This window comes from Streptococcus salivarius (genome assembly GCF_000785515.1).
GTDB lineage: Bacteria > Bacillota > Bacilli > Lactobacillales > Streptococcaceae > Streptococcus > Streptococcus salivarius.
Window position 1 is genome coordinate 254,466 of record NZ_CP009913.1, and the last position, 15,575, is coordinate 270,040.

Below are 15,575 nucleotides of genomic sequence, written 5' to 3' on the forward strand. Positions count from 1 at the left end.
GGAGGTGTCTAGATGAAAGCTATTATTACCTTTTTACTGATTTTCTGTGTGATTGTCGTCTTCCATGAGTTTGGTCATTTCTTTTTCGCCAAACGCTCAGGAATTTTGGTTCGTGAATTTGCCATTGGTATGGGACCGAAAATTTTTGCACATACAGGTAAGGATGGTACCGTTTATACTATCCGTATCCTCCCTTTGGGTGGTTATGTCCGTATGGCTGGTTGGGGTGAAGATACAACTGAGATTAAAACAGGTAGCCCTGCCAGTCTAACGATTGGATCAGATGGTAAGGTAAGACGTATCAACCTTTCGGATCGCCAGGTTGACCAGACGGCTTTGCCTATGAACGTCACTGCCTATGATTTGGAAGATAAGTTAACCATTACAGGTCTAGTCCTAGATGAGACCAAGACCTATGAGGTTGATCATGATGCCACTATCGTTGAGGAGGATGGTACAGAACTTCGTATCGCTCCTAAGGATGTCCAATATCAAAATGCAAGCATTTGGGGACGTTTAATTACCAACTTTGCTGGTCCTATGAATAACTTCATTCTTGGGGTGCTTGTCTTTATTATCTTAGCCTTTGTTCAAGGTGGTGTTCAAGATATATCGACCAACCGTATCCAGGTAGCCGATGGAGGCGCTGCTCAGGTGGCAGGATTGAAAAATGGTGATGCCATCGAGGCTATCAATAAGGACAAGGTTACTGATTGGGACAGCTTGAAGGAAGCATTGACAGAGAATACCCAAAAATTCTCCAAAGGTGACAGCCTTTCTGTGACAGTTAAGAGAAGTAACGGTCAGGAAGAAACAATCTCTGTTAAACCTCAGGAGAACCAAGGTAGCTATTTTTTGGGTGTTTCTCCTGCTTTAAAAACAAGTCTTAAAGATAAGATTTTTGGTGGTTTCCAAATGGCTTGGGAAGGGGCCTTCAAAATTCTCGTAGCACTTAAGGGGCTTATCACCAACTTTAGTTTGAATAAACTTGGTGGACCGGTTGCTATGTTCCAGATGTCTGCCCAGGCTTCAGAAAATGGCTTGATTTCCATTCTTAACCTTATGGGGATGCTCTCAATTAACTTGGGAATTTTCAATCTTATCCCAATTCCAGCCCTTGACGGTGGAAAAATTGTTATGAATATTATTGAAGCCATTCGTCGTAAACCACTTAATCAAGAAATTGAAAGCTATATTACACTTGCAGGTGTTGCTATCATGGTTGTTCTTATGATTGCAGTCACTTGGAATGATATTATGCGTGCTTTCTTTTAATTAGAAACAAAGAAACGAAAGGAAGTCTAAGGGACTTGAGCCAAGGGCCAGCCTCCTTAGTATGTAAATGATGAAACAAAGTAAAATGTTGATTCCAACACTTCGTGAAATGCCAAGTGATGCTCAAGTTATCAGTCATGCCCTTATGGTACGTGCGGGTTACGTGCGTCAGGTTTCTGCTGGTATTTATGCTTATATGCCATTGGCAAATCGTGCTATCGAGAAATTCAAAACCATCATGCGTGAGGAGTTTGAAAAAATCGGTGCGGTTGAAATGTTGGCGCCAGCGCTTTTGACAGCAGATTTGTGGCGTGAGTCAGGCCGTTATGAAACTTACGGTGAAGACCTTTATAAACTTAAAAACCGTGATAAATCTGACTTTATCCTCGGTCCAACTCACGAAGAAACGTTTACAGCCTTGGTTCGTGATGCGGTTAAATCATACAAACAATTGCCACTTAATCTCTACCAAATCCAATCAAAATACCGTGATGAAAAACGTCCTCGTAACGGTCTTCTTCGTACACGTGAATTTATCATGAAGGATGCTTATAGTTTCCACCAAAACTATGAAGATTTGGATGTCACTTATGAAGACTACCGTAAAGCTTATGAGGCTATCTTTACACGTGCTGGCCTTGAATTTAAGGGTATCATCGGTGATGGTGGTGCCATGGGTGGTAAGGATTCTCAAGAATTCATGGCGGTTACTCCTGAGCGTACAGATCTCAACCGTTGGGTAGTTCTTGACAAGTCAATTGCTTCATTGGATGAGATTCCAGAAGATGTCATGGAAGAAATCAAGAAAGAATTGACATCATGGTTGGTATCTGGTGAAGACACAATTGCCTACTCTACAGAGTCAAGCTATGCAGCTAACCTTGAGATGGCAACAAATGCCTACACACCAGCGACTAAGGTTGTGACTCAAGAAGAAGTGACTCGTGTTGAAACACCAGATTGCAAGTCAATTGATGAAGTTGCTGCTTTCTTGAATGTTCCAGAAGAACAAACCGTCAAGACTTTGCTTTTCATTGCTGATGATGAACCAGTGGTGGCTCTTCTTGTCGGTAATGATCAGGTTAACGATGTGAAGTTGAAAAACTACCTTGCTGCTGATTTCCTTGAACCAGCTACAGAAGATGAAGCACGTCAAGTCTTTGGCGCTAACTTCGGTTCTCTTGGTCCAGTTAACCTTCCTGAAAATGTTCGTATCGTTGCGGACCGTAAGGTTCAAGATGTGGCTAATGCGGTCGTTGGAGCTAATGAAGATGGTTACCACTTGACAGGGGTTAACCCAGAGCGCGACTTCAAGGCAGAATACGTGGATATTCGTGAAGTTAAAGAGGGTGAAATTTCACCAGATGGTCAAGGTGTCCTTCAGTTTGCGCGTGGTATCGAGATTGGTCATATCTTTAAACTTGGGACACGTTACTCTGAAAGTATGGGTGCTAATGTTCTTGATGAAAATGGCCGTGCTGTTCCAATTATCATGGGATGTTACGGTATCGGTGTTAGCCGTATCTTGTCAGCTGTAATCGAACAACATGCACGTCTCTTTGTTAACAAGACACCAAAAGGTCAGTACCGCTATGCATGGGGAATTAACTTCCCTAAAGAATTGGCTCCGTATGATGTTCACTTGATTACAGTTAACACTAAGGATGAGGAAGCCAATGCTTTGACAGAACGTTTAGAAGCTGCTCTTATGGCTGAAGGCTATGATGTCTTGACAGATGATCGTAATGAGCGTGTTGGTTCTAAATTCTCTGACAGTGACCTTATCGGACTTCCAATTCGTGTGACAGTTGGTAAAAAAGCCAGCGAAGGTGTTGTCGAAGTTAAAATCAAGGCAACTGGTGATACTATTGAAGTTAATGCCGATAACTTGATTGAAACACTTGCTATCTTAACAACCGAACAAGATGCTTAATCTAAAAAATCTTTTCTTGCAGGAGCAGGAAGAGATTTTTCTTTTGCAGTGACAATGATAAATTGAGAGAAAAGAGAGTAAATTCCAATTTGACAGAATTGTCTAAATAGTGTAAACTTAAAACTATCATAACTACGGAGGCATCACATGCTTAACAAAGCGACCCATTTGGGAAATCTTAAAGCTTTTTATTACTTTAGTTTCTTTAGATAGGACGTTTGTGTTTCAGGATACAAGCGTCAGTCAGTTTGTATCTATGAAGCTAAAGCATTTTGTGATGGATTAGCCGATTAGATGAATAGGTCTAACCGGTGACATAAGCTAGCCTGTGCTAGTCAAGATGCATAAAACCAGTTGGGCCTGTCCTAACTGGTTTTTTTCATACCGTGGTCTATTTTTAATTTTCTTTTGACTCTATCATCTCGGAAAAAAGATGACAGAAAATTGGAAATAGATAGAATAAAAAATAGAGGTATACAAGATGAAGAAATTCTTGGTCAGTATGATGGCTGTTATTACAGCTGTCCTCTTGGTAGCATGTTCCAATGCTTCTAATAAAGATTTGGTTCACGTCGGTGTGCTCCAATATGTGGAACATCCTTCCTTGTCAGCGACACGTAAAGGGTTCATTGAAGAACTCAAAGAGGAAGGTTATGTCGACGGTAAGAACATCAAAATCGATTATCAGAATGCACAAGGAGATCAGTCTAACTTGCAGACGATTTCTCAGTCGCTTATTGAAGATAATGATGTCATGTTAGCTATCGCAACCCCAGCAGCCCAGTCTTTGAGTAGTTTGACAAAGGACAAGCCAATTCTCTTTACAGCTGTTACAGATCCAGTTTCAGCTAAATTGGTTAAGTCTATGGACAATGTTGGAGGAAATGTGACAGGGACAAGCGACATGTCACCAATCAACAAACAAGTCGAGTTGTTGAAAAAGGTCCTTCCAAACACTAAAAAAGTTGGGATTATGTACACGACCAGCGAGCGTAACTCAGAAGTTCAGGTTGAAGAAGCCAAGAAATACTTCAAGGAAGCTGGTATTGAAACGGTTATCAAAGGAATTTCATCAACCAATGATATCCAAGATACAGCCAAGAGCTTGATGAGTCAGACCGAAGTCATCTTCATCCCAACTGACAATACCATTGTTAGTGCTATTAATACCTTGGTAGATCTTTCTAAAGAGACTAAGGTTCCAGTTGTTGGTAGTGACGCTGGTAGTGTAGAAAAAGGTGTCCTGTTCACTTATGGAACTAACTATGAAGCGCTTGGACGTCAAACAGGTAAGTTGGCAGGCCGTGTTCTCCGAGGTGAGAAGGTCAAGGATGTCGATGCCGAGTATCCTAAAACCCTAAATGTTGTGGTTAACCATGACATGGCTAAAGAACTTGGCATTGATGTTTCTAGTATTAGTGACGAGGAATCTAAGGCATCAACACAAGATGACAAACCAATTGCTAAAAAAGATAAGGGTGTCATTAAGCTTAAGGTTAATAAGTCATCTAAAAAAGGATTTTCAAATGTGGTGCTAACAGCCATTTCTCAGGGACTTCTCTGGGCTATTATGGCTATTGGGGTCTTCATTACATTCCGTATTTTGGACCTTGCTGATTTGACAGCTGAAGGGGCTTTCCCACTTGGTGCTGCTACGACAACTATCATGATTATCCGTGGAATCAACCCAATCTTTGCGACTTTAGGTGGTTTTGTGGCTGGTATGCTTGCTGGAGCTGTGTCTGGCTTTATGCATACGAAAATGAAGATACCAGCACTTTTAACAGGGATTATTACCTTAACGGGGCTCTATTCCGTTAACCTTTTGGTTCTTGGAAGTGCCAATGTCTCTCTATCAGGACATAATACGCTAGTAACTATGGTGACGGGGCTTGGTTTGTCTAAGCTGAATGGTGTGATTCTATTAGGACTGATTTTTGTTAGTCTGGTAGTGTTTATGTTGGTTGTCCTCCTTAATACGCAGGTTGGTCTGGCCCTTCGTGCGACAGGTGATAACCTTGCCATGGGTGAAGCCAATGGTATCAAGGTTGACCGTATGAAGATTCTTGGCTACATGATTTCCAATGGTTTGATTGCCCTATCAGGTGCCCTCCTAGCTCAAAACAATGGCTATGCGGATATGAATATGGGTACTGGTACAATCGTAAATGGCTTGGCTGCAATTATCTTGGCTGAAGTTATCGTCAAGTATCTACCACTTGGCAAACGCCTCTGGTCAATTGTCGTAGGTGCTGTTCTCTACCGTTTGGTCTTGGTTATTATCCTTGCCATGAATGTTGATGCTCAAATGTTGAAATTGGCTTCAGCCATCTTGCTTGCAATCATCCTTTATGTGCCAGAAGTACGACAAAAATTGAAAATCAGACCTAATAAATCCTTGACTCCAGGAGGTGACAAGTAATGGCTTTACTTAGTTTACAACAGATTCACAAAACCTTTGAAAAAGGCACAGTCAATGAAAATCACGTCCTTCGTGGTTTGGATCTCGACATTGAGCAGGGAGATTTTATCTCTGTCATTGGGGGAAATGGTGCTGGTAAATCAACCTTGATGAATTCAATTGCTGGTGTTCTTAGTATTGATGAGGGGGATATCTTGTTGGAGGGGCAATCTATTAAGAAAGCATCTGTAGATGAGCGCTCTAAAGACATTAGTCGTGTTTTCCAAGATCCTCGAATGGGGACAGCGACAAACCTTTCTATCGAAGAAAATATGGCGATTGCCTATCGTCGTGGTAAGAAACGTAGCTTTTTTAAAAAGTCTATCACTGAAAGCGAACGTCAAGTCTTCAAGGAAGCCTTGGTAGATCTTGGTCTTGGTCTTGAGAATCGTATGAAGACTGATGCTAATTTCTTGTCAGGTGGACAACGTCAGGCCTTGACACTTGCTATGGCAACCTTGGTGCGTCCAAAAATCTTGCTTTTGGATGAACATACAGCAGCCCTAGATCCTAAGACAAGTGATATGGTCATGAATTTGACACGTAAGATCGTTGAAGAACAAGAATTGACAACCCTTATGATTACCCATAATATGGAACATGCTATCGAATATGGGAACCGTCTAGTCATGCTCTATCACGGAAAAATCGTCGTCGATGTGCGAGGTGAGGAAAAGAAAAACCTCACTGTTGCAGAACTTATGGACCTCTTCCACAAAAATAGTGGACAAGTCCTCAATGACGATGCCTTGGTGCTCGGTTAATAAACAAAAAAAGAAACTATCCAAAGTTCAGATTTTGGGTAGTTTTTTCTTGACTATTTTTGACCAAGTGCTAAAATAAATATATGGATTAGCACTCATAGTTTATGAGTGCTAAAAATAACGTTTCACACGTTACTAATAACAAATAACATTTGGAGGTAATTGGTATGGCATTGAAACCATTGGGCGATCGTATCGTTGTCCATTTTGAAGAAACAGAAGAAAAAAACAGCTAGTGGCTTTGTATTGGCAGGAGCTAGTCATGAAGCTACAAAGACTGCTGAGGTTTTGGCAGTAGGTGAAGGAATCCGTACTCTTACTGGTGAATTGATTGCACTTAGTGTTGCAGCAGGCGATAAAGTTCTTGTTGAAAATGGTGCAGGTGTCAATGTTAAAGACGGAGATGATTCCGTTTCAATTATCCGTGAAGCAGATATTTTAGCAGTCCTAGCTTAGGTCTATGCTAATCAGATATAAAGTAAGATAAAGAAGGAGTAACTATGGCAAAAGATATTAAATTTTCATCAGATGCACGCGCAGCAATGGTCCGTGGTGTTGATACTTTGGCTGATACAGTTAAGGTAACGCTTGGTCCTAAAGGTCGTAACGTGGTTTTGGAAAAAGCTTTTGGCTCACCTCTTATCACTAATGATGGTGTGACAATTGCTAAAGAAATTGAACTCGAAGATCACTTTGAAAATATGGGTGCTAAGCTTGTCAGCGAAGTGGCTTCAAAAACGAACGATATTGCAGGTGACGGAACAACTACAGCCACTGTTTTGACACAGGCTATCGTCCGTGAAGGTCTTAAAAATGTAACGGCTGGTGCTAATCCAATCGGTATCCGTCGTGGGATTGAAGCAGCTGTAGCTACAGCGGTTGAAGAGCTTAAAGCTATTGCACAACCAGTTGCTAATAAGGAAGCCATTGCCCAAGTCGCAGCGGTTTCATCACGTTCTGAAAAAGTTGGTGAATACATTTCAGAAGCTATGGAACGCGTTGGTAATGACGGTGTTATCACTATTGAAGAGTCTCGTGGTATGGAGACTGAACTCGAAGTGGTTGAAGGTATGCAGTTTGACCGTGGTTATCTTTCTCAGTACATGGTTACTGATAATGAAAAAATGGTCGCTGACCTTGAAAATCCATTTATCCTTGTGACTGACAAGAAAATTTCAAATATTCAGGATGTCCTTCCACTCTTGGAAGAAGTGCTTAAGACAAGCCGTCCACTCTTGATCATTGCTGATGATGTGGATGGTGAAGCTCTTCCTACACTTGTTCTTAACAAGATTCGTGGAACTTTCAATGTCGTTGCTGTTAAGGCACCTGGCTTTGGTGACCGTCGTAAAGCCATGTTGGAAGACATTGCCGTATTGACAGGAGCAACTGTCATTACTGAAGATCTTGGTCTTGAACTTAAGGATGCAACTATGGCAGCACTTGGTCAAGCTTCGAAAGTAACTGTGGATAAAGATAGCACAGTTATCGTTGAAGGTGCAGGAAGCACAGAAGCGATTGCTAACCGTGTTAACCTCATCAAGTCTCAATTGGAAACAACAACATCTGAATTTGACCGTGAAAAACTTCAAGAACGTTTGGCTAAATTGTCAGGTGGGGTTGCAGTTGTTAAGGTTGGTGCGGCCACTGAAACAGCCCTTAAAGAAATGAAACTTCGTATCGAAGATGCCCTTAACGCTACTCGTGCCGCTGTTGAAGAAGGTATCGTAGCAGGTGGTGGTACAGCCCTTGTTAACGTCATTGCTAAGGTTGCTGAACTTGATCTTGAAGGTGACGACGCTACAGGACGTAACATTGTCCTCCGTGCCTTGGAAGAACCAGTTCGTCAAATTGCTTATAACGCTGGTTATGAAGGTTCAGTTATCATCGATAAATTGAAGAACAGCCCAGTTGGTACAGGCTTTAACGCTGCTAACGGTGAATGGGTAGATATGGTCGAAGCAGGAATCATTGATCCAGTTAAGGTCACACGTTCTGCTCTCCAAAATGCCGCTTCTGTAGCTAGTCTTATCTTGACAACTGAAGCAGTCGTTGCCAACAAACCTGAACCAGAAGCTCCAGCAGCACCAGCTATGGATCCAGGAATGATGGGCTACTAAGAGTTTAAAAAGCAAAAGAAAAAACCTAGGAAAAGTTGAGAAACTTTTTCTGGGTTTTCTTTTTTTCATTTATTTGTTGTTAATTACTGAAAAGGGTTAAATGTATCAGAACTTCCTTGTTGACCTGCCATTTGCATCATCATTTGTTGTTGTCTAATGCGTTCTGCTTCCTTATTCGTATTGATAGAAACAGCAAGAAGGATGATCCAACCGATGAATGTCCAGCCTAGAAGAAAGGATAGGATAAAGATTGGCCATTTTTTATCTGTTTTATTTAGAAGAGCTGGTAATATAAGAAGTACAACCAAGGGGAAATTAATGATGACGGAGAGAAGAGCCGTGATCAATCCGGCACTAAGATCATCACTGGCAATTCCTAAGAGTATCATTCCAAGAGCCCAGAGGATAGCTGGGATGGAAGCGACGGCTAACATGATGAGGTTTGTTTGGGTTTTCTTGTCTTGTTTCTTCCAAGTTTCATTTAGATTTTTGCTTGCTTGTTGGAAAGTTTCACCAGTTTGATTCGCAAATTGGTTAACAGTCTGACTGGCAGTTTCTACAACAGGTTTAACTTGTTCCTGGAAGGTCTTTGATTGATTTTCTTGAGCTAGGTTAGTTGCTTGGAAAGTCTCTTCTTCATCTACCATAGAGTTAGTGAGTGGCTCTTCAGCAACATCATAGCTGTCAACATCTTTTTCGGCAGTTTCTACAACCTCTGTTGATGGTGCAGATTCTACTGGTTCAACAACCTTTGAATCTTGCTTAGTTTCTACAGTCTCTTTTTGTGAGACAGTTTCTGTTACTTCGACAGTTTGTTTGGGAGTTTCTCGGACAAACTCGCCTTTCTGAGCTGCTTCAGCCATTTCTTGAATACTTGGATTACGACCATTAACTGCTTGGAAAAAATCGATCCAATCTTGTTGCTTCATGTGTATAACCTCCAGAGATCTTGATTATAAAAATGTTGACAATTACAATTATATCAATAGTGTAAGGGGACCGCAATGGGAGTCTTTACTTTATTTCCTTATAATCTTCTTTACACTGAAGATGGGAAAGAGAAAGAAATAGGTTAGGATATAGACCACTAGAGGATATATCAGTGGATTATAGTCCCAGGCTCCTTGCCAATCTAGGTGTAAGAGTCTAACACTAGCGCGTGTTAGGCCTGCGCTCCAACCTTTAAGGCCAAATGGTCTTAGGATTAAACTGAGTGGTGTTGGAAGATGTAAAAGGTAGACTCCATAAACTGCCACTGAAACTAAGAGATATAATCTAAAAAAACGCTGGTGGTAGGCCCACAAGCGTGTAAAATAGTTTTTCATTAGCCAATAACTGCAAAGAGTTTTTGAGCGTTTGATTGGCGAGTAGCATCCATGATAAGGAACCAGTCAACGATTGACCAGATACCACATCCACCACATGTCAAAAGTTTACCAACACCAAGACCAACTTGTCCCAAAATAAAGCGGTCGATTCCAAGAGAACCACCAAAAAGTGAGATGACAAGCATCATCGTAGGATCTTGGAAGCTGATCGAGTAAAGCATTGAAAGTTGTTGTTCAGGAAGTGCCTCAAGACGTTGGCGGATGTACTGAACTTGTTCTGTTGGGAAATACTTGGCGTTAATTGCTAGCCATTGATCGACTGGATTCATAAATTAAATACCCCTCAAATTTTAAATGATATGTAAAGGATAACATATTGTAAAGGGAGATTCAAGGCGGTCAAGGCTTTTGAAGTTAATAAAAGCAACTTATTTGCAAGCTTCCACTGTGTCATAACTAGAGGATCATTAGGATAATCCTTTCGCACTATGCTTGAGAATGAGCCTACTTCTATTATTTGTGATTTTTTAACCCTTGTTCAAAACTGTCTGAGCTGGCCTTAACAGTGATTTTGTCGAGTGTTAAGGGATGGGTGAAACTAAGAGTGTGAGCGTGGAGCATGAGTCGAGATGCGGGGCGGTGGCTATAAAGAGGGTCCCCCAGAATGGCATGCCCATGGTGGGCCAGATGCACACGAATTTGGTGGGTCCGACCGGTTTTTAGTTGACAGTTGACCAGACTAGCTCCTTTGAAGGCTTTGAGGCGCGTGATGGTTGTATAGGCAACCTGCCCTTTTCTAGGATCAACCACTCGTTTTCTACGGTCATGGCGGTCGCGTCCAATCTTGTCTTTGTACACAGTCTCCTTGGTCTGAAATTTACCTTCAGCCAAAGCCCAGTATTGACGCTGAATCTTCTTATCTTCCAAGAGTCTATTGAGAATTGGCAGGATAAACGGATTTTTTGCGAAGAGTACAGCCCCACTAGTTTCCATGTCTAGTCGATGAACGACGTAACAGGTTTGCCCACAATAGGCCGAAACATGGTTAAGTAGAGCAATTTCTGTGGGTTCATTACCATGTGTTTTCATTCCTTCAGGTTTATTGACCACGATGAGATGCTGATCTTCATAGAGAGGTTCTACTAAACTGGCATTTCCCATAGGGATAATTTTTTCAGGGTAGTCCTCTGTATCAAAGGTCAGGCTAATCTTATCACCTTTTTCAACAGGACTCTGCCAATTAATAGTCTCTCCATTGATGAGGACGTGCTTTTTCGTGCGTAGGAAATGACGAATCTTACGAGGAATGAGGAGCTTAGTTTCGAGCAAGTCTTTGACGGTTGTTACAGGATAGGGATTGATAATTTCTACGTGTAAAGTCATGGTTTCATTATATCATGAACGTTTAAAAGAGGACAGAATCTGTAAAAACTTGGTATAATAGGGTTATGACATTTTTTGATAATCTAAAAAACAAACTTTTTAAAGAAGAAAATAGCGGAAAGGGCAAGGATTCCCAGCCTGCTGAAAAATCGAAGAATTTACAAAATAAGATAAAGGGACTCTTTGCTAAGAAACCTGATGAGGTTGAACAAGCCGTTGAAGACTTAGATATGTCTCAGGAAAGTCAAGAGACGTCACGTTATCAACGTTCTAAGCAAAAGAAACCTATTGATACGACCCAACCTTTAGGTAAGGTTCAGGCGTTCTTGAGCAAGTTTACACTTTCGCCAAGAAATCCTATTCGTCGTTTCTGGCGTCGTTATCATATTGGTAAAATTCTCTTTATCTTGGTAGCTATGTTGGTTCTGACAGTAGGTTCCTACCTTTTCTATATTGCCAAGACGACCAATGTTTCAGATCTTCAAGATGCCTTGAAAGCAACTACGGTTATCTATGACAAAGAAGGCAATCAAGCTGGTTCTTTGTCAGGGCAAAAAGGGACTTATGTGGAGCTGGATGCCATTAGTGATAGCCTGGAGAATGCTGTTATTGCAACTGAGGACCGTACCTTCTATGAAAATAGCGGGGTTAACGTCAAGCGATTCCTCTTGGCCATTGTATCTATGGGACGCTTTGGTGGTGGCTCGACCATTACCCAACAGTTGGCTAAAAATGCCTTCTTGACACAAGAACAGACAGTCACTCGTAAGGCCAAGGAATTCTTCCTCTCTTTGGAATTAACCAAGAAATACAGCAAGCAAGAAATACTTACCATGTACCTCAATAATGCCTACTTCGGCAATGGGGTTTGGGGTGTTGAAGATGCTAGTCAAAAATACTTCGGGACAAGTGCTGCCAATCTAACCGTTGATGAAGCAGCGACCCTCGCTGGTATGCTTAAGGGACCTGAAATTTACAACCCAATTGATAATATCAAAAATGCGACCAACCGTAGAAACACTGTCCTCGCCAATATGGTTGATGACAAGAAGTTGAGTCAGGCAGATGCCGACAGTGCGGCTGGAGTTGATATGGCTAGTCGTCTGGATGATACCTATCAAGGGACTGGCGATGACTACAAGTATCCGTCTTACTTTGATGCCGTCATTGAAGAAGCTACGAAAACTTATGGCTTGAGTGAGGATGAAATCGTTAAAAATGGCTACAAAATCTACACAGAGATGGATGCCAACTCACAAGCTAACATGCAGCAAACCTACGAAAATACCTATCTCTTCCCTACATCAGAAAGTGATGGTAGTACAGCTCAGTCAGCTAGTGTGGCACTTGATCCAACAACTGGAGCTGTCCGCGGTCTGGTAGGTCGTGTAGGTGGTACCAGTGATACAACCTTCCGTAACTTTAACTATGCAACTCAAGGGAAGCGTAGTCCTGGTTCAACTATCAAACCTTTAGTGGTCTATGCACCAGCTCTGGCTTCAGGATGGAGCATCAATAAGGATCTTCCGAATAAACCAATCGACTATAATGGCTATACCCCAACCAACTACGGTGGTGTTGAGACAGAGGATGTGCCCATGTATCAAGCTTTGGCCAACTCCTACAATATCCCAGCAGTTTACCTCTTTAATCAAATCGGTATTCAAAAAGGGATCAGTTACGGTCAAAAATTCGGTCTCAACTTTGACAATGTTCCAGAAGAACTGGGAATTTCACTTGGTGGTGGTGTGACAGCTAGTCCTCTTCAAATGGCTCAGGCTTATGCGACCTTTGCTAATGGTGGTGAGATGAACACGGCTTATTTCATCACTAAAATTGAAAATGCCAGTGGTGACATTATTGCTACCCATAGTAAGAAGTCTAAACGTGTTATCAGCCAGTCAGTAGCTAACCAGATGACCAGCATGATGCTTGGTACCTTCTCAAATGGTTCTGCTGTGAATGCCAACTACACAGGTTATACTATGGCAGGTAAGACAGGTACTGTTCAGGCTGAATTTAACAAGGATTTGACTAGTGACCAGTGGGTGATTGGTTATACTCCTGATGTGGTTATGACGACCTGGATCGGTTTTGATAAGACTGACGAGAGTCACTACCTAACAGGGGCTAGCTCGGGAACAGCTTCGACGATTTTCAGCTACATCGCTGCGGATGTTTTGCCAAATACACCAGGTACTGAGTTTACCGTTGAAAATGCCTATGCAGCTGATGGTCAAACACTAGACTATACGGCAGATCCAAATGACTCGCGCAATAGCAGTAACAAGTCATGGACAGACAAGGCATCAGACGTTGTGAATGACGTTAAAGATCAGGCAAGCAGCCTTTGGGATAAGATTACAGACTCCTTCTCAGGTCTATTCAGATAGCTTGTCAATTGCATTTAAAAGTGGTAAGATAAAAAGAACGGAGGCGTTATGGCACAGAAAAAAGCAAGCCTAGCGTGTGCTGAATGTGGGAGCCGAAACTACTCAATTAATGTGAGTAGCACTCCCAAACCAACACGACTAGAAGTTAACAAATTTTGTAAACATTGTAAAAAATACACCTTGCATAAGGAAACAAGATAGGAGACACCGTGAGACAAACTGGAAGTATTTTCAAAGTCTTGAAAGACACGACTTGGCCAGACCGTAAACAACGCTGGCATGATTTTATTTCAGTTCTTGAGTATACTGCGTTCTTCACTGTCATCATCTATGCGTTTGATGAATTGTTGAGTCGCGCTATGTCAGCACTGATTAACTTTTTCTAAAGAAAACACAAAAAGAGTGGGAATGCCTGCTCTTTTTTGTTATAATAAATGCAGATAAAAGCGAGAACGAGGGCCACCAGGCTTTTTTATTACGCTTTGAATTAAACCATAGACATTCATTGACATTTAACACTCGCATCTAGAAGATAGCTAGCCAAAGGTGTTTAAATGTCATTTAGAAAAAAGAAAGGAATCCTAAAATGCTAGATTCATTCGACAAGGGCTGGTTCGTCCTTCAAACCTATTCAGGATACGAAAACAAAGTTAAAGAAAACCTTTTGCAACGTGCCCAAACTTATAACATGCTTGAAAATATCTTGCGTGTTGAAATCCCAACTCAAACGGTCAATGTTGAGAAAAACGGTAAAGTTAAAGAAGTGGAAGAAAACCGCTTCCCTGGTTACGTTCTTGTTGAGATGGTAATGACAGACGAAGCCTGGTTCGTTGTCCGTAATACTCCGAACGTTACTGGTTTCGTTGGTTCTCACGGTAACCGTTCTAAACCAACACCACTTTTGGAAGAAGAAATCCGTCAAATCTTGATTTCAATGGGTCAAACCGTTGATGTCTTTGATACTAATATCAAGGTTGGTGACGTGGTTCAAATCATCGATGGTGCCTTTATGGGTCAAGAAGGCCGTGTTGTAGAAATTGAAAACAACAAGGTTAAAATCATGATTAACATGTTTGGTTCTGAAACAGCTGCTGAACTTGAACTTTACCAAATCGCTGAACTTTAAGATAGATAAAAAGAGGTTGGGCTAAGAGACTTCAACCTTGGAAGACTATCTCATTAAACTTGAGGGAGAGGCTAGAAGCTAGATTTCTGAAATTTAGTTCTGTGTCACTCCCTTTTTTCTAACGGATGATGATGAATTACAAACGATTTTACGATAGGATTAGCGCTCCTTTGCGTTCTTACGCTAAGGTTTTAGAAGGGTTGAACAAGCTTATAACTAGGACTTTTTACCTGCTTTTCCCTATATTTCTTATTTGGGTATGGCTAAGGAATGGTTGGTTTGTTCTCTCTACGACAGTGCTTATTATGGGAGGAGGCTTTTTCCTTCTTTCTCTTGGTCGTAGCCTCTATAATCGACCGCGTCCATACCAGACCTGGGCTATTCAACCCCTTATTAAGAAGGACAGTCTGGGCAAGTCCTTTCCCAGTCGGCATGTTTTCTCAGCGACTGTCATTGCTATGTTGGCACTGGCGCTTAACCCCTGGCTAGGTGGGGCTATGCTTTTTCTGGCGGGCGCTCTAGCTCTTCTGCGCGTGCTAGGTGGTGTCCACTATCCTAGTGATGTTTTGGCAGGCTATGCCATTGGGATTCTTGTAGGCCTCCTTCTTTATCTTTAGAAAATTTGGGTCTTCTTCGAGAGAGGAAGGCTTTTTTCGTTGAAAAAGGAAAGGCACCTCTAGGGCACCTTTCCTTTTGTTCTAAAATTCGAGTTGGCAATTAAGAGCTGTTCCCACCCTAAATGTTATCTTAGTTATAAGATGTGTTCTAAAATTCGAGTTGGCGATTAAAGGT

The 15,575-nt window shown here is 41.6% G+C and carries 14 protein-coding genes and 1 pseudogene; 11 read left to right on the forward strand and 4 right to left on the reverse strand.

What is annotated here, in order from left to right; translation table 11 throughout:
- The first annotated feature begins 12 nt into the window (after nucleotides 1–12).
- From rseP to groL, 6 genes and pseudogenes are all read left to right on the forward strand, one after another.
- Nucleotides 13–1,275, forward strand: a complete 1,263-nt coding sequence (gene rseP / locus SSAL8618_RS01360; protein WP_021143498.1) for an RIP metalloprotease RseP — start codon at nucleotides 13–15, stop codon at nucleotides 1,273–1,275.
- Nucleotides 1,276–1,345: 70 nt separating this feature from the next.
- Entirely contained in the window at nucleotides 1,346–3,208 is a 1,863-nt protein-coding gene (locus SSAL8618_RS01365; protein WP_126405083.1) for a proline--tRNA ligase, read from the forward strand.
- Between the two features lie 481 nt (nucleotides 3,209–3,689).
- Complete coding sequence (locus SSAL8618_RS01370) at nucleotides 3,690–5,630, forward strand: ABC transporter substrate binding protein (protein WP_038675218.1); 1,941 nt, start codon at nucleotides 3,690–3,692, stop codon at nucleotides 5,628–5,630.
- A complete protein-coding gene (locus SSAL8618_RS01375; protein ID WP_002883592.1) occupies nucleotides 5,630–6,433 on the forward strand; it encodes an ABC transporter ATP-binding protein in 804 nt (267 codons plus the stop codon). The genes SSAL8618_RS01370 and SSAL8618_RS01375 overlap by 1 nt, the downstream gene beginning before the upstream one ends.
- A gap of 167 nt (nucleotides 6,434–6,600) precedes the next feature.
- Nucleotides 6,601–6,889 (forward strand): annotated as a pseudogene (gene groES, locus SSAL8618_RS01380) (co-chaperone GroES).
- Nucleotides 6,890–6,933: 44 nt separating this feature from the next.
- Nucleotides 6,934–8,553: a chaperonin GroEL gene (gene groL, locus SSAL8618_RS01385; RefSeq protein ID WP_038675221.1), complete on the forward strand. Its 1,620-nt coding sequence runs from the start codon at nucleotides 6,934–6,936 to the stop codon at nucleotides 8,551–8,553.
- Nucleotides 8,554–8,636: 83 nt separating this feature from the next.
- On the opposite strand, the gene SSAL8618_RS01390 is transcribed toward groL, so the two are convergent.
- From SSAL8618_RS01390 to SSAL8618_RS01400, 4 genes are all read right to left on the reverse strand, one after another.
- Nucleotides 8,637–9,482, reverse strand: a complete 846-nt coding sequence (locus tag SSAL8618_RS01390) for a superinfection immunity protein (protein WP_038675223.1) — start codon at nucleotides 9,480–9,482, stop codon at nucleotides 8,637–8,639.
- Nucleotides 9,483–9,572: 90 nt separating this feature from the next.
- The gene (locus SSAL8618_RS10275; RefSeq protein ID WP_072903624.1) at nucleotides 9,573–9,878 is read right to left on the reverse strand and encodes a DUF2752 domain-containing protein; all 306 of its coding nucleotides are present in this window, start codon (nucleotides 9,876–9,878) and stop codon (nucleotides 9,573–9,575) included.
- On the reverse strand, nucleotides 9,878–10,210 hold the full coding sequence (locus tag SSAL8618_RS01395) for a TM2 domain-containing protein (RefSeq protein WP_002889819.1): 333 nt from the start codon (nucleotides 10,208–10,210) through the stop codon (nucleotides 9,878–9,880). Before SSAL8618_RS01395 ends, SSAL8618_RS10275 begins: the two co-directional genes overlap by 1 nt.
- 184 nt (nucleotides 10,211–10,394) lie before the next feature.
- Nucleotides 10,395–11,264 (reverse strand): RluA family pseudouridine synthase, encoded by an 870-nt coding sequence (locus SSAL8618_RS01400; protein WP_038675224.1) that lies wholly within the window; start codon nucleotides 11,262–11,264, stop codon nucleotides 10,395–10,397.
- A gap of 65 nt (nucleotides 11,265–11,329) precedes the next feature.
- Here SSAL8618_RS01400 and pbp2a point away from each other — a divergent pair, with 65 nt between their 5' ends.
- The 5 genes from pbp2a (at nucleotide 11,330) to SSAL8618_RS01420 (ending at nucleotide 15,400) form a co-directional block, all read left to right on the forward strand.
- Entirely contained in the window at nucleotides 11,330–13,657 is a 2,328-nt protein-coding gene (pbp2a, locus tag SSAL8618_RS01405; protein WP_038675226.1) for a penicillin-binding protein PBP2A, read from the forward strand.
- A 48-nt stretch (nucleotides 13,658–13,705) separates the two neighbouring features.
- Nucleotides 13,706–13,858, forward strand: a complete 153-nt coding sequence (gene rpmG, locus SSAL8618_RS10280) for a 50S ribosomal protein L33 (protein ID WP_002886472.1) — start codon at nucleotides 13,706–13,708, stop codon at nucleotides 13,856–13,858.
- Between the two features lie 8 nt (nucleotides 13,859–13,866).
- Entirely contained in the window at nucleotides 13,867–14,043 is a 177-nt protein-coding gene (gene secE / locus SSAL8618_RS01410; protein WP_002883656.1) for a preprotein translocase subunit SecE, read from the forward strand.
- 200 nt (nucleotides 14,044–14,243) lie between these two features.
- The gene (nusG, locus tag SSAL8618_RS01415; protein ID WP_002883644.1) at nucleotides 14,244–14,783 is read left to right on the forward strand and encodes a transcription termination/antitermination protein NusG; all 540 of its coding nucleotides are present in this window, start codon (nucleotides 14,244–14,246) and stop codon (nucleotides 14,781–14,783) included.
- A 128-nt stretch (nucleotides 14,784–14,911) separates the two neighbouring features.
- A complete protein-coding gene (locus SSAL8618_RS01420; RefSeq protein ID WP_038676951.1) occupies nucleotides 14,912–15,400 on the forward strand; it encodes a phosphatase PAP2 family protein in 489 nt (162 codons plus the stop codon).
- Nucleotides 15,401–15,575: the final 175 nt, after the last annotated feature.

Coding starts and splice junctions, on each gene's coding strand:
- rseP (WP_021143498.1), top strand. CDS start 13: ATGAAAGCTATTATTACCTTTTTACTGATTTTCTGTGTGATTGTCGTC.
- SSAL8618_RS01365 (WP_126405083.1), top strand. CDS start 1,346: ATGAAACAAAGTAAAATGTTGATTCCAACACTTCGTGAAATGCCAAGT.
- SSAL8618_RS01370 (WP_038675218.1), top strand. CDS start 3,690: ATGAAGAAATTCTTGGTCAGTATGATGGCTGTTATTACAGCTGTCCTC.
- SSAL8618_RS01375 (WP_002883592.1), top strand. CDS start 5,630: ATGGCTTTACTTAGTTTACAACAGATTCACAAAACCTTTGAAAAAGGC.
- groL (WP_038675221.1), top strand. CDS start 6,934: ATGGCAAAAGATATTAAATTTTCATCAGATGCACGCGCAGCAATGGTC.
- SSAL8618_RS01390 (WP_038675223.1), bottom strand. CDS start 9,482: ATGAAGCAACAAGATTGGATCGATTTTTTCCAAGCAGTTAATGGTCGT.
- SSAL8618_RS10275 (WP_072903624.1), bottom strand. CDS start 9,878: ATGAAAAACTATTTTACACGCTTGTGGGCCTACCACCAGCGTTTTTTT.
- SSAL8618_RS01395 (WP_002889819.1), bottom strand. CDS start 10,210: ATGAATCCAGTCGATCAATGGCTAGCAATTAACGCCAAGTATTTCCCA.
- SSAL8618_RS01400 (WP_038675224.1), bottom strand. CDS start 11,264: ATGACTTTACACGTAGAAATTATCAATCCCTATCCTGTAACAACCGTC.
- pbp2a (WP_038675226.1), top strand. CDS start 11,330: ATGACATTTTTTGATAATCTAAAAAACAAACTTTTTAAAGAAGAAAAT.
- rpmG (WP_002886472.1), top strand. CDS start 13,706: ATGGCACAGAAAAAAGCAAGCCTAGCGTGTGCTGAATGTGGGAGCCGA.
- nusG (WP_002883644.1), top strand. CDS start 14,244: ATGCTAGATTCATTCGACAAGGGCTGGTTCGTCCTTCAAACCTATTCA.
- SSAL8618_RS01420 (WP_038676951.1), top strand. CDS start 14,912: ATGATGAATTACAAACGATTTTACGATAGGATTAGCGCTCCTTTGCGT.